Origin of the sequence: Streptomyces sp. NPDC055243, from assembly GCF_044544025.1 — a bacterium.
Lineage (GTDB): Bacteria > Actinomycetota > Actinomycetes > Streptomycetales > Streptomycetaceae > Streptomyces.
Genome location: NZ_JBITWR010000013.1, coordinates 166,391 through 185,124 on the forward strand (window position 1 = coordinate 166,391; position 18,734 = coordinate 185,124).

The window sequence follows — 18,734 nt, forward strand, 5'->3', positions numbered from 1 at the left end:
CACCGCCGGACGACCGATGGACCTGCCTTCCAAGGAGTTACGCGTGCCGCTGACCGTGGCCCCGGACCTGGCGTCGAACGCCACCGCCCTGAGCCCCGCCGCCCTGCTCACCTCGACTTACCAGCGGCTCACCGCGCACTGTGCGACGCTCGCCGTCACGGTGGCGCAACCCGGCTCGACCGCGGGCCAAGGGTGGGTCACCGGGGCGGAGCTGACGGCACATCACGATTCTCTGGAAGCCTTCGTCGCGGCGGAGGCCGCACGCATCCGCGCCGGACACGACCACACCCCGCGCCCGGACGTCGCCGCGTCCCGCGCCCTGCACGGCTACCTCTGGTCGGTCTCCCTGCTGATGAGCGGCGCCTGGTACCTGGAGCGGCGTGTGCCGCGCATCCGCCCGCAGGACGTACGCGTCCATCTGGAGACCGGCGCCTTCGAAGTCGTCCCCGGCTCCTTCGCCTGCTTCCCGGACGACCCGGCGGCGGGCCTGACCGGAGTGCGGGCCCTCCCCGACGAGGAGTCGCTGCGCACCGAACTCCGCGCCGCGGTCGTCGCGCACATGCAGCCGCTGCTCACGGTCATCGGGCCCCGACTGCGGCGCGGGCAGCGGGCCTTGTGGGGCATGGCCGGGGACGACCTCGTCTCCGGGATCTGGTACCTGGGGCGCATGCTCGACCAGGAGGACGAGGCGCTGCGCGCGGTGGACGCCCTGCTCCCCGGCCCGGTCGAACCCTTCCCCGGCGGCGCCGCCTTCCGTCACCTGACGACCCGCGACGGCGAACGGCACCCGACCCGCACCCGGCTGGGCTGCTGCCTCTACTACACGATCCGTGCCGCCGAGGCCTGCGGCACCTGCCCGCGCGTCTGCGACGCGGAGCGGCTGCGGCGCCTGGAGGCGGACATCGTCTCCGCCGATGTGCCCTCTGAAACCGGGCAGTGAAATCGTGATAGGGAATCGGGCGTAGCCCTCGCGCACGCCAGGAGACGCCCATGCCCTTCCAGGTTCCCGTCATCGACATCACCCCGTACGTCGACGGAGGGCCGGCGGCCGAACGCGCCCGCGTGGCCCGCGAGATGGACGAGGCGTGCGCCCGCGTCGGCTTCGTCCAGATCCTCGGCCACGGCGTTCCCGACGAGACGGTGGACGCCCTGACCGCTGCCATGGACGGCTTCTTCGGACTGCCCCTGGAGGTGAAGAAGAGCCACCGCGTGACCGGGGCGAACCGCGGCTACAGCCCGCCCGAGAGCGAATCCCTGAGCCTGAGCCTCGGCGTGGAGTCCGCCGGGCGCATGAACGACTTCTTCGAGGCGTTCAACATCGGCACCGAAGCCCGCTCGTTCCCCGGACTCGACCTCTCCGAGGACGACTACGGGCTCAACGTCTGGCCCGCGCAGGTCGACGGCTTCGAGCCGGCCGTGCTCGGCTACTTCGCCCGGGCCGGGCGCGTGGCCCGCACCCTGACCCGCATCTTCGCGGACGCCCTGGGGCAGCCGTCCGACTTCTTCGAGTCGCTGACCGACCACTCCATCGACGTACTGCGCATGAACAACTACGCGCTGCCGCAAGGCACCGTCACCCTCGACGGCGATCTGACGGGGATGGGGGAGCACACCGACTTCGGTCTGGTCACGGTGTTGTGGGCGGACCAGGTCGCCGGGCTCCAGGTGCTCGGCACCGACGGGACCTGGCACGACGTGTGCCCCGTCGACGGCGCGCTCCTGGTCAACCTCGGCGATCTGACCGCCCGGCTCACCAACGACCGCTGGATGTCGACCCTGCACCGCGTCAAGCCGCCGATCGTGGACGGCGGCATCGTCCGGCGCCGGTCCGCCGCCTACTTCCACGACGGCAACGTCGACGCGGTCGTCTCCACGCTGCCGAGCCACCTGGACGCCGCCGACTCGCTCGCCTACGAACCGATCCTCGTGCGCGACCACATCAAGGCGAAGCTGGCGGGGTCCCGGCAGGGCAAGGCGAACGTGGCGGCCGTCCGGGAGGCCGCACGGGTGCGCGCGGCCGACTCGGGCTCCGTCACGCCTGGTTGACGGAGGAACGGATCGCGTCGAGGGCCTCGGTGATGTTCGCTTCGGCGGCCGTCTTGTCGATGCCGAGGCCGGCGAGCGTGCCCGTGCCGCCCTCGGTCTCCAGGAGGGAGAGCAGGATGTGCTCGGTCCCGATGTAGTTGTGCCCGAGCCGCAGCGCCTCGCGGTAGGTGAGCTCGAGGACCTTCTTCGCCCCGGCGTCGTACGGGATCAGGTCGGGCACCTCGCCGACCGCGGGCGGCAGCGCCTCGGTGACGCGCTCGCGGATCGCGTCGAGTGAACTCCCCTGCGCGACCAGCGCCTTCGCGGCGAGGGCGTCCGGCTCGGTCAGGAGGGCGAGCGTCAGATGGCCTGCGCCGATCTGGTCGTTGCCCGCCGCGCGGGCCTCCTCCTGCGAGGCCATGACCACGTTCTTGGCCCGGGGCGTGAACCGGCTGAAGCCCTGGCGGGGGTCGAGGTCCGACATCTCGCCGGGGTCCTTGGGCACGAACCGCTTCTGGGCCGCCTGTCGGGTGACCCCCATGCTCTTGCCGATGTCCGTCCAGGAGGCGCCCGAGCGGCGCGCCTGGTCCACGAAGTGGCCGATCAGATGGTCGGCGACGTCACCGAGGTGATCGGCGGCGATCACGGCGTCGGAGAGCTGGTCGAGGGCTTCGGGGTGGGCTTTCTTGATGGCCTGGATCAGGTCGTCGAGACGGATGGGCTGGGTGGGCTGTGCGGGCTGCGTCATGTGTCAACGGTAGGTTGACAGTCGAAGGAGTGTCAACCCTCGGTTGACACTCGTCTGTGCTCTCCCGCATGGCCCCCGTGGCTACTCCGCCCAGGGGGAGTTCTGGATGACCTCGACGAAATCGCCGCGGGTGTAGCCGGGGACGAAGTGCTCCAGGATGTCGGCCTTCACGTTGCCGAAGGTGGTCTCCGGCTTGGGGGCGATGCCTTCGGTGAAGGCCGCCAGGATCCGCCGCTTGAAGTCGGGGCGCGGGTGCAGCGCGGTGATCTCGGCGCGGTCCTCGGCCGTCAGGTCGTCGTAGCCGATGCCCAGGACGTCGTACTCCACTCCGGCCGTGACCAGGGCGACCTCCGGCTCCATGAACTCGGGGATGCCCGGGGTCGTGTGCAGGGCGATGGCGGTCCACACCCGGCGCACGCTGTCCTCCGGTACGCCGTGACCGTGCAGGAAGTCGCGGGCCTCCTCGGCGCTGTCCACCTCGAAGCGGCGGCCGCTGTCACGGAAGCGCTCGCCCAGGCCCAGGTCGTGGAACATCGCGCCGATGTAGAGCAGTTCGGGATCGAAGCCCAGCCCCCGCCGGGCGCCCTGCAGGCTGCCGAACCAGAAGACGCGGCGGGAGTGGTGGTAGATCAGCTCGTTCGTGGTGTCCCGCACCAGTTCGGTGGCCGCGGCGGCCAGCTTGGTGTCCGGCACGGAGACTCCGGCGGCGGAAGAGGCGTGGTCGGTCATGGCGTGACTCCTGTAGTCGAGGTGGTGGGGGCGGCGATGCCTTTCGCCGTCCGGGATCAGCCTGCTCGACGTACGCCCCTCACGGCCATGTCCTCATGGACAGGTACCCCACACATCTGGACACGCCCTGCGGCTACCGTGGTCCCGTGCCCCCACAACCCGACCGACTCCGCCCCCACCACGTCTGCGTCCTCGCCTTCGACGGCGTGCGCCTCCTGGACGTCGCGGCCCCCTTGGAGGTCTTCGCCACCGCGGCCCGCTACACCGGCGGCCGCTACACCGTGCGGGTGTGCACCCCCGACGGGCAGGACGTCAGGACCTCCACCGGGCTGCGGATCGCGGCCGATCTGCCGGCCGCCGACGCGGGCGGCGCGGACACCCTCGTCGTCCCCGGCCACGCCGAGCTCGTCACCTTCGCCGAACGGCCCGACCTCGTCGAGCTCGTGGGCCAACTGGCGGGCACAGCAGGGCGGGTGGCCTCCGTGTGCACCGGAGCCTTCGCCCTCGCCGCTGCGGGTCTGCTGCGCGGGCGCAGGGCGACGACCCACTGGGAGCACGCGGCGACGCTGGCCCGGCTGCACCCCGACGTCACCGTCACGGCGGATGCCATCTACGTCCAGGACGGGCCCGTGCTCACCTCGGCCGGGGTCACCGCCGGCATCGACGTCTGCCTGGCCCTCGTGGAGCAGGACCACGGCCCCGACACCGCCCGGAGGGTCGCCCGCGACCTCGTGGTCTTCCTGCAACGGCCCGGCGGCCAGTCCCAGTTCTCCGCGGCCTCCCGCACCCCCGCGACCGGCCATCCGGTGCTGCGCCCGGTCCTGGACGCCATCGCCGCCGACCCGGCGGCCGACCACCGCCTGGCGACCCTGGCCGGGCGGGCCGCCGTGAGCGGCCGGCATCTGACCCGGCTCTTCACGCGCCAGCTCGGCACCACACCGGCCGCGTACGTGGAGTCCCTCAGGCTGGAGGCCGCCCGCATGCTGCTCGAACGCGGCGCGAGCGTCACCGACGCGGCCGAGCGCAGCGGCCTGGGCAGTGACGAGACGCTGCGCAGGGCCTTCGCCCGGCACCTGGGGACCACGCCCTCCGCGTACGCCGCACGCTTCCGCACGACCCGGGTCGAGGTGGCTCAGGAACGGGCCGGCTGATTCGCGATCAGCAGGGTCGTGCCTGCCGGGCGGAAGCCCAGCCGGGCGTAGAGGCGGGCGACGCTCTCCTGGGCGTAGGCGAGGAAGACGGTCCGTACGCCGTGGTCGCGGGCGTGGGTGGCCAGTCCCCCCGCCACGGCGGCCCCCAGGCCCTGGCGGCGCGCGATGGGCAGGGTGCCGATGCCGCCGATCTCCGTGGTGGCGACCGCCGGGTGGTAGTGGCCCACGGCCAGCGGGGTGCCGTCGGCGGCGAGCGCGGCGACCAGCGTCTTGTGGCCTGCGTGCAGAGTGGGGCGCACGGCGTCGAGCGTGCCGTCCGCCGTGACCTCCGCGGCGGCCACCGCCAGCTCCGCGCGTCCCGCCGAGCCGCCGTCCTTGGCGAAGGCGAGGCGGGGGACGGCGAGGGCGGCCGGGAGCGCCGGGTCGTCGGCGTCCAGGGCGCGGATCGTCACCCCGTCGGGCAAGGGCTGCTCGGGCAGCGCGTGGTGCGGGTCCAGGACCATCAAGGGGCGCTCCGTCACCGGCAGACCGTCGGCCTCGACGCGGGCGCGCAGGGACGGAGCGACTTCGTCCAGCCACTCGAAGGCCTCCGGCACGCCGAGTTCGCGCTGCCGGGCGCGCACCAGCGCGATGTCGGCGGGGGCGACCTCCGCGGAGCCCGCAGCGGTGGGCTGGGCGTGGCTCGGGCCGCCGTAGTAGGGGGCGCCCGCCGCCTTGCGCACGAAGAGGCGCAGGGAGCCGAACTCCTCGGCGTCGGCGAACAGCAGCGGCACGGTGGCGTAGTACTGCTCTATGTGGGCCCGCAGGTCCGTGTCGGCCCGCAGCAAGTGATCACTCATGCGGTGCATCTCATCACGGGTCCGCTCGGCACGGTTCCGCCCGTGGTCAGGTGCAGGGCCGAGACGTCAGCGGTCCGCCAGCACGCGATCGAGCGCCGCCCGGCCCGCCACTCCCCAGGTGCGCTTCCCGCCGGGAAGGCCCTGTTCCCCCGCCTGGCCGATGGAGATGAGACCCACGGCCCGGTACACGGCCCAGCCCCGGGCCCGCCGCACGGTCGCCTCGTCGGCGCGGGCGTACGCGTCGAAGAACCGTGCCGCGGCGCCAGCGGGAAGCAGCACCCACGCGGCCGAGAGGTCGGTCGCCGGGTCGCCCGCGCAGAGTTCACCGAAGTCGATCACGCCGGACAGTGTCCCGCCGGAGACGACGACGTTCGCGGGGTGCAGGTCACCGTGCAGCCACACCGGCGGTCCCGCCGGGCCGGGAGCCGCGAGAGCGTCCTCCCAGACGTCCTGGATGGCGGTGAGGGCGCCGGTGTAGCCGCCGCTGGAGACGATGGCCTGGAGGCCTGCGGCGAAGTCGTGCGCGAAGGTGCTGAGGGGAACGCCGCGCATCGGATTGGCCGGGGCGTCGGCGGGCGCGTCCACGTGGAGCGCCCTGAGGAACCGCGCCAGCGTGTCGGCCGCGTGGTCGTCGCGGCTGATCGTGGCGCGGTCGCCCGGTTCGCCGGGGACCCAGGACGCGATGGTCCAGGTCTTGGGGAAGCGCGCGGACGGTTCACCGATCCGCAGGGGGGTCGGTACGGGGAGCGGAAGGCGCGGGGCCAGGGCGGGCAGCCAGTGGTGCTCCTTGCGCAGGAGGTCCGGGGCACGCTCCGTGCACGGGAGACGGACGGCCAGCTCGTCGCCCAGGCGCCACAGTTGGTTGTCCCAGCCGGTGACCGTCCCGTGCAGGTCGAGGTCCGCCAGGTCGGGATGCTGCTCATGGAGCAGGGACCGGACCAGTGCCTCATCGAACTCGACGACGTCGCCCATGTGCGGAGTACCCACTCCCCGTGCTGCCGCTGATTGGCCGATGAATATACCCCTCGCCGCCCAGCGCACCGCGGGCTCCGTCGCAAGACTCGCCGCGAGGAGTATCCCGCCGAGCAGCAGCCAGCCAGGTACGCCCCACACCACGAGGAGAGAGGTGAGCAGGAGCGGGCCGAGGGTACGGGCGACGGGCACGCCGGTGCCGAAGAAGCCCTGGTACTGGCCCACTTGGTGCGCGGGCGCCAGGTCGAAGCTGATCTGCCAGGACCCCGCGGACTGCTGCATCTCCGCGACGACCTGGAGCACCGCCGCCGTCACCAGGACCGCCACCGTCGCCCACACCGGAAGCCCCGCGGCCGAGAGGGCGAAGACCGCGCACGAAGCGAACATGACGAGACCGGAGCGCCGCACCGCACGCGTGGCCGTGCGCGGTCCACTGACGTCACGGGCCACGCGCACCTGGAAGGCCATCACCGCAAGGGTGTTGAGGACGAAGAGCACCGAGACCAGCCAGCTCGGCGCGTTCGTCCGCTCCACCACCCACAGCGGGATCGCGAGGCTCAGCAGTGGCATCCGCAGCAGCAGGACCGCGTTGAGCGCGGTGACGACGGCGTAGGGACGGTCGCGGAGCACGGCCAGGCGCGGCTCGCCCTTCCCCCGCGCCGCGGACCGCGGCACCGCGGGCAGCCGGTGCAGCACCAGCGCGCAGAGCAGGAAGCTGACAGCGTCCAGCGCGAAGACCGCCAGATACGCCCCGCGCGTGTCGAGGGACAGGGCGAGACCGCCGAGCGCGGCACCGACGGCGAGACCTGCGTTGAGCGTCGACTGGAGATGGGCCAGGACGCCCGTCCGGGCCGCGGGCGTCACCAGGCCCGCGAGCAGCGCCTGCCGTGCCGCGGCCAGCCCGCACTGGGCGACGGCGTACAGGCAGGCCGCGAGGAGGAACGGGACGAAGGAGCGGATGAACAGGAAGGAGGCGACCGACGCGCCGGTGGCCAGGGCGAGCAGGACCGCCGTGCCGCGCGGCCCCTTCCGGTCGGCGAGCGCGCCCAGCGGCACCCCCGTGACGGAACCGATGGCCCAGGCGACCGTGAGCGCGAGCCCGATCTGGGTGGGGGAGAGGCCGATGACGCGGGTGAAGTAGAGGGCCGAGGTCACGTAATAGGCGCCGTCGCCGAGCGAATTGCTCAGCTGGGCGGCGGCGAGCACGCGTGGCGCACCGGCCTGCGGCAGGATCTGGATCGGCACAACGCTCCCTGGCTAGGCGGCCGTTGGGCCGTTTCTTCTGCGGTGAGAAGAGGCTAGCCAGCCGAATGGTCCGGCCTGTGGACCATTTCCTGGTCACGGGTGTGGGCCAATCGGCCGCTCAGCGGTGCGGCACGGTTCCCGGTCCGCCGCCGTCGCGTCGGCCGGGCCGCCGCACCATGTAGACGTCGATCGGGTCCTCGCTCTCGACGCGGAAACCGTGGCGCTCATAGAGGCGCCGGGCCGCGCTGCCCTGCAGGACGTTCAGGCGGACGAGATCGCCCTCGGCGTCGGTCCGGTCGAGCAGTCCGCGCAGCACCGCCGATCCCAGGCCCCGGCCCTGGAGGGCGGGGTCGAGGTAGAAGTGTTCGAGCCACACCCCGTCAGCGGCCGGCCGCAGCGCGACGCAGCCCGCGAAGGAGCCGTCGGCGACGACGACCGAGGTGTGCCGGGGCGAGAAGGCGTCCCGCAGTCTCTGGCGCACCCGGTGCTCGTCGAAGCGGCCGAGCCGCTCCAGGTCCGGGCGCATCACCCGCGCGCGCAGCTCGGCGATGGCCTCGACGTCGGTGGCCTCCGCGGCCCGCAGCACCCACCCCGGTACGGGCGCCGCCGCCTCCGGCGACGCCTTCGCGTGTGCGGTCATGTGTGTGGTCATGGCCGCAGTATTCCTGGACAGGATCTGGCGGCACGGGGCGGTGTCCTCGGCGGCCTGGCAGCGGCCGCAGACACCGCTCAGTTCGAGGGTGTGCTCGAGCCCGGCGAAACCGGTGGCCTTGCCCAGGCGCTCCGCCCAGCGTTCTACGACGTCCGCGTCGACCGCCTGGCTGCGGCCGCAGCAGCGGCAGATGAGGTAGTGGCTGTGCTCGTCGGTGGGCCGCTGGAGGTAGAGCCGCTCGCCGGCCTCGTCGCGTACGACATCGACCAGGCCGGCGCGTCCCAGCTCGCGCAGGGTGCGGTAGACGGTGGTCAGGCCGACCGTGCTGCCGGCGGCGGCCATCAGCGCGTGCAGCTCCTGCGCGGAGACGAAGTCCGGGCAGCGGCCCAGCATGTCGAGCACGGCGGTGCGCTGTCGCGTCCTGCGCAGCCCGCGCTCGGCGGCCCGGCTCTCCGGCGCGCCCGGCGGGGCCGCTGTCTGCGGGTTGCCCATGGGGGCTCCTTGGTCGAGCGGTGCCGTACGGACCCCCATAGTAAATGAACACGGTTTTCAAGTCGACGAGGGTGGGGACCGCGCGGCGGCCGCCGTGCGTACGGCGGCCGCGGCGGCACGTCAGCGCGTGACCTGCCAGCTGAGCGAGGAGGTCAGGTGCTTGCGCAGTTCCGGGGTGCGGACCGCCTTGTTCGGGTCGGTGGCGCGTGCCGTGACGGTGTGCGCGCGGCCGTCGTCGGGCACACCGAGCGCGTCGGCCGTCACGCTGCTCGCGTCCCGGGCCTGCCGGGCCTCGCGGCCGTCGACGTACCAGCGCACCCGTGCGTGCGACGACGCCTCGACGCGGATGCGCTCGCCGCCGCGCACCTGTCGGCCGGTGGGGGTGGCGGCGGTGAGGGTGGGCGCGTGCTGGTGGAAGCCCGCGATCATCGCCTCGCGTCCGGGCAGATTGAACTCGCGGCCCAGCGTGCGCATGATCGAGTCCTCGGTGGGGCGGTTGAGGCCGTGCCCGTGGTAGCCGCCGCCCTCGTACGCGCCGACGGTGCCGCCGTCGGGTGACTCCTGGCCGAGCCAGCGGTGCCACTTCACCTTCTGCGCGGCCATCTCGTCGGCGCTGAGCTTGGTGAGGTTGGACTCGCCCGGCTCCGGGCCGCTGTAGGTGCTCTCGTCGTACCAGTACTCGTCGGCGAGCTTGCCGAAGGAGTGGCCCGTCTCGTGGACGGCCACCTGGTCGGAGTCGGCGTGGTCGGAGGACGCGGTGCCGATGCCGTCGTACCCGGACGGCGAGGTGATGGCGTTGTAGCCCGCGCCGCCGTACTTGGTGGAGTTGCTGAGCACGATGACGAGGTCGGGGTCGGCGGCCTTGCTCGCGTACGCCTCCACCTTGTTGGTGTCGACGCACAGCAGCCGCTCGATGCCGTCGCAGAAGAACGCCGAGTCCAGGGCGGTGTTCTTGCGGACGTCGCTCGTCGGGTCGCCCGAGACGCCGGACTGCTGCGAGTGCGCGTCGACGGCCCAGACGTTGAAGAGGTCCTCGTACTCGGCGTACGGCTGGACGGCGGCCATCTCCTTCCATTTGGTGCGCACGTCGGCGTGGAAGTCCTCCTGCTGGGCGGCGGTGTAGCCGTCGCCGATGAAGACGACGTCGACCTTGGCGTCGCTCGCCCCGGCCTCCACGATCGGCAGGACGTCGCCGTCGTCCTTGATCGTGGACTCCTGCTTCCTGGTGAGCGGGTCGGAGGCGGGGACCTGCGTCCGGCGGGGGTGGCCGTCCGGCCCGGTGAAGTACTCGACCTCGACCTGGGCGGCTTCGTGGGCGGCGGGGGCGCCGGCGTCCTGGCCCTGGTCGGCGGCGACCGGCGCGGTGGCGGCGAGCGCCGAGGCCAGGGCGACGCCGGTGGCCACGGCGAGGCGCTTGCGGGATATCCGGGACATGCGGGATGTCCCGGTCGTGGAGGACATGCGGGATGAGTGTCTACGCATGGGTGAACTCCCGTGAGTCTGCGCGGAAGCGGGTTCGGCAAGTCCGCGACATAAGTGGGGGGTTAAGGGAGGTTAAGGCGCGGTTCAATGTAGGGGTTGGAGGGAAGCCAGGCAATGCCCGGGGCGGAAGGTGCTTGTGGGAATGATGAGTTCGCGCCATGTACGCCCAAGTGCCTCTGCCTCAGTCCTGGATGGGCTTGGCTTGGATCTGGAGAGGGAGAGATGACGGAGAACGGAACTGGGGGCGCGCGGCTGGACGGGCCTGCGGTGATCGGGCGGCGCGTCCTGCGGCTGCGTACGGAACTCGGGCTCACCCAGCGGCAGTTGGCCGAGCCCGCTTATACGCCCGCCTATGTCTCCACGCTGGAGTCGGGCAAGGTGAGGCCGTCCGATGCCGCACTGCGGCACCTGGCCCAGCGCCTCGGCGTCACCCCCGAGGAGCTCGCGACCGGACGCCCGGCCCGCCTCGCCGCCGAGCTGCGCCTGCGCCTGACCGACGCGCGGCGCGCCCTGGCCACCGGCGCCCCCGAGGATGCCGCCCCCCTCTTCCGCGCCCTGTGCGCCGAAGCCGTCGAGCACGCGCTGCCGGGGGAGCGGGCCGACGCGCTCCTCGGCCTCGGCGAGTGCCTCCTGGAGTCCGGCGACCTCGACGACGCGCACGAGTGCTTCGCCTCGGTGGAGCGGCTGCTCGCCGACGAGCCGCTGCCCCGCCGTGTGCCCGCCATCCGAGGCCGCGCCAACGCGCACCGCCTGACGGGTGAACTCCGCTACGCCTGTCACCTGTTGGAGACCGCCCTCGATCAGCTCAACGCCACCGGACTGCACGACCCCGACGCGCTGCTCCTCCTCTACTCGGCCTCCATCGCCCCGTACATGGACATGGGCGCGCATGAACGCGGTGCGCACGCCGCCGAACTGGCCCTCGCGCTCGCGCCGCGCGTGGACGATCCGGCGCTGCTCGCCGGGATGCACCGCGGAGTGGCCCGCACGCTCATCGCCCAGGGCCGTATCGCCGAGGCCGACGCGTCGCTGGCCAAGGCCCAGGACCTCTATCAGCAGCTGCACCTCCGCACCGAACTCGCTCATTGTCACTGGATGCGTGGGTATGTGCACGCCCAGGACGGCCGACTGGAACGCGCCGAGAGCGAACTGCGCACCGCGCACGAGATGCTCACCGCCAAGCGGGCCGCGCTCTTCGCCGAACAGGTCGAGGTGGAACTCGCGGACGTGCTGCGCCGGCGCGGCAAGGCCGGTGAGGCCGAGGCGCTGCTGAGGCCCCTGCTGACGGGCGCCACGACAGCGGGGGCAGCCGGGTCGGCCGGGTCCGCCGGGGAGACCCCGGAGGCCACCGACGTTCCCGCCCTGCGGGCCGGACGCGGAGCGGTGCATGTGGGCGCCGCGCACCGGCTGCTCGGCCTCATCGCCGAGGAGTGCGGTGACCCGGACGCCGCAGAGGAGCACTACCGCGCCGCGCTGCCGCTGCTCGAACGCGCGGGCGCGGCCGGGGACGTGGCCGACCTCTGCCGCCTCCTGGGCGATCTGCTCCGGCGCACGGGACGGACGGAGGCTGCCCTGGACGCCTACCGCACCGGCCTCGCCCACCGGGCCGCTCTGGGCACCACGACCCTGGGGCCCGCGCCGGCGCCTCCGCCGATGTGAGGGGCCGTGGATTCCGCTTCGCCGAGTGATTGTCCGGCTTTTGTCACGGTGCTGTGCGCTCGGACAACCTGATGTCCCCTCATGTCCGTCCGCCTGCTAAAAATACGGGCGGCACGGGGACGCAGACCGCCTTGTGCGCATGCTTCGCATCATTCTGACAGTTGGGCCCGAGAGGGTCGCAGGGGGAAAGGCATCAGCCTGATGAACCACGCACGTACGACCGCCGCTGTCCTGGCCACGGCGGGGGCGCTCACGGCCGCTCAGCTCGGCCTGGCCGGATCCGCCTCCGCGGCGGACGCCCCGAAGGCGCCGAAGGCGTCGGTCGCCTCGGCGCAGAGCGCCGGCTGCCCGATCGACATCGTCTACACGTCCCGGTTCTACATCGGCCCGGGCGGCTGGGTGAAGGGCGACGGCCTGTACTTCGGCCTCAAGAACAAGAGCACGAAGAGCTTCAAGAAGGTCACCTTCACCGTCAGCAACGTCAAGAACGTCCGCTTCGGCACGGCGAAGGCGAAGGGCGGCAAGGTCACGCACAAGACCTCGAAGACCATCTCCGTCTACGACAAGAGCCTGAAGGGCAAGGCCAGCCTCGGGGTCAGGGTCAAGACGCGCCTGCTGAACACCAGGTCCTACAAGGTCAAGTTCAAGGTGCACGGCAACGGCTGGAACTGCGCCGTCAACCAGGGCACGTGGGGCGCCTGACCGTCGCACGACCCGTGCCTCCGGGGTCCGGATCCGTCCGGGCCCCGGAGGCACGCCTGTTCCCGGCGGAGGGCGTCGGCCCTCGGTAACCTCGGGGCATGGTGCGGAGCGAGGCGAAGGACGTGGCCGGGTATCTGGCCGAGGTGGACGAGGGACGCAGGGACGCCCTGGTCCGGCTGCGAGAGCTGTGCCGCGCGGAGCTGAAGGGCTTCGACGAGGTCATGGCGTACGGGATGCCCGCGTACGAACGGGACGGCGCCGCCGAGATCGCCTTCGCCGCCCAGATGCAGTACATCTCCTTCTACCTGATGCGTGGCGACGTCCGCGAGGCCTTCGCCGACCGCCTGGCAGCGCACGACATGGGCAAGGGCTGCCTGCGCTTCCGCAAGCCGGAGCACATCGACTTCGACCTCGTACGCGACCTGCTCAGGGCCACCCGCCGCCCGCCGTGGTGTACTCCTCCGACGGCAGCCGGCGGCGACATCCGCACCACAGGCTGAATTTTGGTCAGCAAGAGCGACGAGAAGAAGTCTGGAGCGGTTACGTGGACGAGGTAGCGCAGACGGGGCTCGGGGCCGGCAAGTACCTGCTGGTCACCAGTTACCGCAAGAACGGCACTCCGGTGCCGAGCCCCGTCTGGGTCGTCGAGGACGGCGCCGCGCTGGGCATCTGGACGGTGACGGACTCCTGGAAGGTCAAGCGGATCCGCAACCGCGCCGACGTCCTGATCGGCCCCTGCGACCTGCGCGGCAACCCGACCGGCGAGTCCGTCCCCGCCACCGCCGAGATCTGCGACGCGGAGACGACCGCCCGCTACCGCACCCTTCTCAAGCGCAAGTACGGCCTGGTCGGCCGCCTCACCCTGCTGGGCAGCAAGCTCCGGCGCGGCGCGAGCGGGACGGTGGGCATCCGCATTACGCCCACCGGGTGACGCCCCGCGTCAGGTCATGCTCGGCTCCGCGGCCAGTTCACCACGGAAGGCGGCGGCGGTCTCGCGCGCGTGTCGCAGCCCGATGCGCGCGAAGTCCCCTTCGAGCTCGGTGAGTTCGGCCAGCGTCTCGCTCCGGTCGCGGCCGAGGCGGGCGCGCGACTTGACCAGTCCGAGACGGGACAGGGCCACGCCGCGCGGCTCCCGCATGGCAGTGAACTCCTCCAGGGCGATGGCGTACATCTCGCGGGCCGCTTCGTAACTCCCGTGCCGGTACAGGACGTTGCCGCGCATCTTGTGGTTGTACGCGAGCGCGCTCGCCAGATCCATGGTGCGGCAGATGGCCTCCGCCTCCGAGAGCAGCGCGAGCGCCCGCTCCGCCTCGCCGCGCAGTGAGAGGACGTCGGCGACCCCGCGCAGCGACCAGGCGCGCCCCCGCGCGTCCTGGGCGTCGGCCGAGATCCTGACGCACTCCTCGAACAGTTCCAGCGCTTCGGTGTAGTCGCCGGTGTTCCGCCGCATCTGGGCGATGCCGGACATCGCCCACACCATGTGCCGCGCCTCGCCGTGCGCCCGGCCCTGTTCGAGCAGCTGCTCGTGGAGCGCTGCCACCGCCGCGTAGTCCCCCTGGATGCGGCCGGTCTCGGCGAGCCCGGCGAGCGCGTAGCCGTGCGCGAGCCGCTCACCGCTGTCGGCGGCCAGCGCGACGCCCCAGGTCAGAAGCCGCCGGGCGAGCCGCAGCCGGCCGCACTGGCGGGCGAGTGTGCCGCCGCTCCACAGGGCCCACGCCATGGCCCCCGCGTCCCCCGCGACGCGTGCGCTGCGGTAGCTATGCCGCCACGCGGCGCCCGCGTCGTCCACCTGGCCGAGCCGCCGGTTGGCCTCGGCCAGGGCGAGAGCGGCGCGCGCCCTCTCCAGGGCGGTGTCCGCCTGGGAGAGGGCGCGGCCCGCTTTCGTCAGCACCTCCTCGTAGGAGGAGTTCACCCCGAGTGCCGAGCCCAACTCGCCTTGGTACTCCGGCGCGAATGCCTTGCCGTGCATAGATCCATGACCTCTCGATCAACTCCGTACGTCGGTCTCCGTACGTTGATCAAGAAGCTACGAGCGGGGCGGGGTGCGGCGAATCCCTCCGCGTATGGGTCATTCCGTACGACTCCAGGGCTACGGGCGGGGCCATGGTCATCATCGGGATGTACGGGGAGGGCGGGGCCCCGGAGGTGAGGTCCGGCAGCCGTCAGCTGCCGTCCCAGGAGTCCCCCGCGTCCCCGGCGGGAGCGGTGTCCCCGGCGGGCGCGGCGGGTGCCGTGGGTGCGGCGGGTGCGGCGGCGCCCGCGGTCGCCGACTGCAGCGCCGTGATGCACGCGGCGATCGACTTCTGGAGCTCTTCGAGGCGCAGCAGCATGTCGTCCTCGTAGATGTCGTCGACCTCGGCGTCGTCGAAGGTCAGCTCCTCGAAGACCTTCGTCGCCTTCTGGAGGCTGTTGTAGAACTTCGCACGGCGCTCCTGCACCCGCAGCTGCGGGTCGCTCTGGACGGTCTGGGCGACCAGGTCCTTCACGGTGTCGTACGCCTCGCGTGCCCACTCGCCGGAGTCCTCGCCGTCCTCGAGCTCGTCGATGAGGGACAGGTGCCGCTCGGCCTCCTCCTTCAGCTCGGCGGGCGCGTCGATCATCTGGCCCGCGGGCGTCTTGACCTGGCCCTTGTCGACGATCTGGCGGACGTAGTCGACGCGGTCGCCCGCCTTGGCCTCGGCCGCGACCGCCTTCTTGAGGTCGTCCGCCCGCACGATGTCGCGCACCAGCTCGGTGCGCAGCGCCGGGTCCTCCTCGATCCGGTCCATCAGGGCGCGCCGCGCCGCCTCGGCGGTCCCGGGGTCGGCGAGGATCGCGGCCCGCAGCGCGGTGGGGTTCTCGGCCACCTCCAGGGCCTTGGTGGGGCGGATGCCCTCGGCCTCGGCGGCCTCCGTGATCGCGGTGCCGCGCGGGGAGAGCGCGCTGGAGCGGGACGCGTAGTACGTCAACCAGAGGTCGGAGTCCGGAAGTTCGATGTCCTCGCCGGGCGTGAGCGCCTCGAAGTGGGGTACGACGCCATCGTCAGCGGCCTTGTCCCAGGCTTTGTAGTAGCGCATGACGCGCTCGGCCGAGCAGCCGGCCAGTTCGCTGAACTGCTTCGCCGATACCTTCGGCGTCTCGTCGGCTCCCTGCCCGCCGGGGCGCACGCTGCGCGCGACCTTCAGGGCGAAGGTCCAGCCGCCGGTCCGTGCGTAGGCGCCGAAGTCGCGGGCGTCCCGGGCCACCGGCTCGGGCACGTCGGCCGACGGAACCGCCGCGGTGTCGTCCGACGGGACCGCGGAGTGCTCGTCCACCGAGGGAGTCTCCACCGAGGGAGCCTCCACCGAGGTGGCGTCGGACGAGTCGGCGGCTTCAGACGGCGCGATGGCAAGAGTCACGAAGGTTCTCCTGGATGGTGATGACAAGTATCTGAGAGCTGACTCGACACCTTATCTCTCCTATTGAGGTGATATGAGGGCGAGTTGTTCTGTGGTGAACAGGTGTCCAAAGGTACGGAGGCGAATCCTCCGGTGATCGGGCGATCGGTGTGGGTCCTACACATCCCCCACACCTCTCCTCCCCGAGGATGACCCGGCGTGCACGGCACTACAGCGACCGTGGGCCGATAGTCCGGCTCTGAGTCTGACTTCCGGCCCTGTCCGGGCCTGGACTATTAAGAGGAAACCTGCTGACCGCCCTGACGTGCGCTGATCGTGCCGCGGGGGGAGTCACCCTGCCAGCCGACACCGACGGGAGCCCCTTCGCCGTGGCTACGTTCCTCTACAAACTGGGCCGCCTCGCCTTCAGGCGACGCCGCTATGTGGCACTGATGTGGGTGGTGCTGCTCGCCGGCGTCGGCTTCTCCGCCTCGGCAGCGCCGGCACCGCCCGAGGACTCCTTCTCCATGCCGGGCACGGAGTCCCAGAAGGCCTTCGACCTCCTCGACGAGAAGTTCCCCGCGGCCAGCGCCGAGGGCGCCACCGCCCGCGTCGTCATCCGCGCCCCCGAGGGCGAGAAGCTGACCGAGTCCGGCCCCAAGGCCGACGTCGAGAAGCTGGTCAAGAACCTGGGCACCGGCCCGCAGGTCGCCGAGGTCGCCGACCCCTTCAAGGCCAACGCCGTCAGCAAGGACGGCACCACCGCGTACGCGTCCGTCACGTACAAGGTCAACGCCCAGGAACTCACCGACAAGGCGCGCGACGCGCTGACCAAGACCACCGACGACGCCCGCAAGACGGGCTTCACCGTCGAGACCGGCGGCGACGCCGTCATGGCCGAGCAGGAGATGGGCGGCACGGCCGAACTCATCGGCATCGCGGTCTCCGCGGTCGTCCTGATCATCACCTTCGGCTCGATGGTCGCCGCGGGCATGCCGCTCCTGACCGCCATCATCGGCGTGGGCATCGGCGTCTCGGGCATCGCTGCCCTCGGCAGCCTCCTGGACCTCTCCGGCACGACCTCGACGCTCGCGATGATGATCGGCCTCGCGGTCGGCATCGACTACGCCCTCTTCATCGTCTCCCGCTACCGGGCGGAGATCACCGACGGCCGTGAACCGGAGGAGGCAGCGGGCCGCGCCACCGGCACCGCCGGTTCCGCCGTGGTGTTCGCCGGACTCACCGTCATCGTCGCGCTCTCCGGCCTCGCGATCGTCAACATCCCGATCCTCACCAAGATGGGCCTGGCCGCGGCCGGCACGGTCGCGATAGCCGTCCTCATCGCGCTCACCATGATCCCCGCGCTGCTCGGCTTCGCGGGCAAGAAGGTGCTGCGCCGCAAGGACCGCAAGAAGCCCGCCAGCGAGCTGCGGGACCCGAACGCCAAGCCGAAGCTGGGCACGCGCTGGGCACGCTTCGTGCTGCGCCGCCCGGTCCCGGTCCTGCTGCTCGCCGTGGTGGGCCTCGGTGCGGTCGCCGTACCGGCCACCAGCCTGGAGCTCGGCCTGCCCGACGAGGGCACGTCGGCGCCGGACACCACGCAGCGCAAGGCGTACGACATGCTGTCGGAGTCCTTCGGCGCCGGCTTCAACGGCCCGCTGATGGTCACCGTCGACACCGACAAGAACAAGGGCGCGGCCGCCGCGGCCGACACCGTCGGCAAGGAGATCGCCAAGATCGACGGCGTCGCCGCCGTCACTCCGGCCAGCGGCAACAAGTCCGACGACACCGCGATCTTCAACGTCGTACCGAAGACCGGTCCGAGCGACCACAAGACCGAGGGCGTCGTCAAGGAGATCCGCTCGACGGTCGACGGTCTCGGCGACAAGACGGGCTCCGAGGTCCTGGTCACCGGCGCGACCGCCATGACCATCGACTTCTCGCAGACCCTGGACGACGCGCTCCTGCCCTACCTGGGACTCGTCGTCGGCCTGGCCTTCCTGCTCCTGATGCTGGTCTTCCGCTCGGTCCTCGTACCGCTCAAGGCGGCGCTCGGCTTCCTCCTGTCGGTGGCCGCCGCGCTCGGCGCCGTCGTCGCGGTCTTCCAGTGGGGATGGCTCGCCGACATCGTCGGCGTGGAGCAGCCCGGCCCGATCATGAGCATGATGCCGATCTTCATGATCGGTGTGGTCTTCGGCCTCGCGATGGACTACGAGGTCTTCCTCGTGACGCGCATGCGTGAGGCGTACGTCCACGGGGCGCGCCCCGCCGAGGCCGTCGTCACCGGCTTCACGCACGGCGGACGGGTCGTCGCCGCCGCGGCGGTCATCATGATCAGCGTCTTCTCCGGCTTCATCATGGAGAACGACGACATGATCAAGATGATGGGCTTCGGCCTGGCCATCGCCGTCCTCTTCGACGCCTTCGTCGTGCGCATGGCGATCGTCCCGGCCGTCCTCGCCCTGCTCGGCAAGAAGGCGTGGTGGCTGCCGAAGTGGCTGGACCGCGCGCTGCCGAACGTCGACGTGGAGGGCGAGAAGCTGCACAAGCAGCTCGGCGACTTCCCCACGGCGCGCGAGGACGACCAGGACCGGGAGCTCGAGTCCGTACGCGGCTGAGCACCTGACGCTCCGTATGTGGAGTACCTCCGTCAGCCCGGTGACCGATCACGGTCACCGGGCT

General features: G+C 71.8%; 16 protein-coding genes and 2 pseudogenes. 8 read left to right on the top strand and 10 right to left on the bottom strand.

Annotated features, from left to right (window positions below; translation table 11 throughout):
- Positions 1-49: 49 nt before the first annotated feature.
- A complete protein-coding gene (locus tag ACIGXX_RS32300) occupies positions 50-940 on the top strand; it encodes a (2Fe-2S)-binding protein (RefSeq protein ID WP_399981066.1) in 891 nt (296 codons plus the stop codon).
- A 50-nt stretch (positions 941-990) separates the two neighbouring features.
- The gene (locus ACIGXX_RS32305) at positions 991-2,046 is read left to right on the top strand and encodes an isopenicillin N synthase family dioxygenase (protein ID WP_399980918.1); all 1,056 of its coding nucleotides are present in this window, start codon (positions 991-993) and stop codon (positions 2,044-2,046) included.
- Here the strand turns inward: ACIGXX_RS32305 and ACIGXX_RS32310 are convergent.
- Entirely contained in the window at positions 2,033-2,773 is a 741-nt protein-coding gene (locus ACIGXX_RS32310) for a Clp protease N-terminal domain-containing protein (RefSeq protein WP_383821233.1), read from the bottom strand. The genes ACIGXX_RS32305 and ACIGXX_RS32310 overlap by 14 nt on opposite strands.
- Before the next feature lie 81 nt (positions 2,774-2,854).
- Entirely contained in the window at positions 2,855-3,502 is a 648-nt protein-coding gene (locus ACIGXX_RS32315) for an HD domain-containing protein (protein WP_399980923.1), read from the bottom strand.
- Between the two features lie 146 nt (positions 3,503-3,648).
- Between ACIGXX_RS32315 and ACIGXX_RS32320 the strand changes: the two genes are divergently transcribed.
- The gene (locus tag ACIGXX_RS32320; protein WP_351164381.1) at positions 3,649-4,653 is read left to right on the top strand and encodes a DJ-1/PfpI family protein; all 1,005 of its coding nucleotides are present in this window, start codon (positions 3,649-3,651) and stop codon (positions 4,651-4,653) included.
- Here the strand turns inward: ACIGXX_RS32320 and ACIGXX_RS32325 are convergent.
- The 6 genes and pseudogenes from ACIGXX_RS32325 to ACIGXX_RS32350 form a co-directional block, all read right to left on the bottom strand.
- A complete protein-coding gene (locus ACIGXX_RS32325; protein WP_399980926.1) occupies positions 4,635-5,501 on the bottom strand; it encodes a GNAT family N-acetyltransferase in 867 nt (288 codons plus the stop codon). The two genes, ACIGXX_RS32320 and ACIGXX_RS32325, sit on opposite strands and share 19 nt — an antisense overlap.
- Positions 5,502-5,558: 57 nt before the next feature.
- On the bottom strand, positions 5,559-6,464 hold the full coding sequence (locus ACIGXX_RS32330) for an aminoglycoside phosphotransferase family protein (RefSeq protein ID WP_351164487.1): 906 nt from the start codon (positions 6,462-6,464) through the stop codon (positions 5,559-5,561).
- A gap of 54 nt (positions 6,465-6,518) precedes the next feature.
- Positions 6,519-7,703, bottom strand: a pseudogene (locus ACIGXX_RS32335) (MFS transporter); the annotation flags it as partial.
- Positions 7,704-7,827: 124 nt separating this feature from the next.
- Positions 7,828-8,349 carry a GNAT family N-acetyltransferase gene (locus ACIGXX_RS32340; RefSeq protein ID WP_399981070.1) on the bottom strand — a complete coding sequence of 174 codons (522 nt, stop codon included), beginning with the start codon at positions 8,347-8,349 and terminating at the stop codon, positions 7,828-7,830.
- 102 nt (positions 8,350-8,451) lie between these two features.
- Positions 8,452-8,892 (bottom strand): annotated as a pseudogene (locus ACIGXX_RS32345) (Fur family transcriptional regulator); the annotation flags it as partial.
- An 81-nt stretch (positions 8,893-8,973) separates the two neighbouring features.
- Complete coding sequence (locus tag ACIGXX_RS32350; RefSeq protein WP_383821226.1) at positions 8,974-10,314, bottom strand: M64 family metallopeptidase; 1,341 nt, start codon at positions 10,312-10,314, stop codon at positions 8,974-8,976.
- Positions 10,315-10,557: 243 nt separating this feature from the next.
- On the opposite strand from ACIGXX_RS32350, the gene ACIGXX_RS32355 reads away from it, so the two are divergent.
- From ACIGXX_RS32355 to ACIGXX_RS32370, 4 genes are all read left to right on the top strand, one after another.
- Entirely contained in the window at positions 10,558-11,994 is a 1,437-nt protein-coding gene (locus tag ACIGXX_RS32355; protein WP_399980929.1) for a tetratricopeptide repeat protein, read from the top strand.
- Positions 11,995-12,195: 201 nt separating this feature from the next.
- The gene (locus ACIGXX_RS32360) at positions 12,196-12,696 is read left to right on the top strand and encodes a hypothetical protein (RefSeq protein WP_351164387.1); all 501 of its coding nucleotides are present in this window, start codon (positions 12,196-12,198) and stop codon (positions 12,694-12,696) included.
- 98 nt (positions 12,697-12,794) lie between these two features.
- Complete coding sequence (locus ACIGXX_RS32365; protein ID WP_399980933.1) at positions 12,795-13,196, top strand: iron chaperone; 402 nt, start codon at positions 12,795-12,797, stop codon at positions 13,194-13,196.
- A 44-nt stretch (positions 13,197-13,240) separates the two neighbouring features.
- On the top strand, positions 13,241-13,627 hold the full coding sequence (locus tag ACIGXX_RS32370) for a PPOX class F420-dependent oxidoreductase (protein WP_351164389.1): 387 nt from the start codon (positions 13,241-13,243) through the stop codon (positions 13,625-13,627).
- Between the two features lie 9 nt (positions 13,628-13,636).
- Here ACIGXX_RS32370 and ACIGXX_RS32375 read toward each other — a convergent pair whose 3' ends face one another.
- Both ACIGXX_RS32375 and ACIGXX_RS32380 read right to left on the bottom strand, forming a co-directional pair.
- Positions 13,637-14,665 carry a tetratricopeptide repeat protein gene (locus ACIGXX_RS32375; protein WP_399980937.1) on the bottom strand — a complete coding sequence of 343 codons (1,029 nt, stop codon included), beginning with the start codon at positions 14,663-14,665 and terminating at the stop codon, positions 13,637-13,639.
- 193 nt (positions 14,666-14,858) lie between these two features.
- A complete protein-coding gene (locus ACIGXX_RS32380; RefSeq protein ID WP_399980940.1) occupies positions 14,859-16,073 on the bottom strand; it encodes a hypothetical protein in 1,215 nt (404 codons plus the stop codon).
- 368 nt (positions 16,074-16,441) lie between these two features.
- Between ACIGXX_RS32380 and ACIGXX_RS32385 the strand changes: the two genes are divergently transcribed.
- Positions 16,442-18,670, top strand: a complete 2,229-nt coding sequence (locus ACIGXX_RS32385; RefSeq protein WP_351164394.1) for an MMPL family transporter — start codon at positions 16,442-16,444, stop codon at positions 18,668-18,670.
- Positions 18,671-18,734 lie beyond the last annotated feature (64 nt).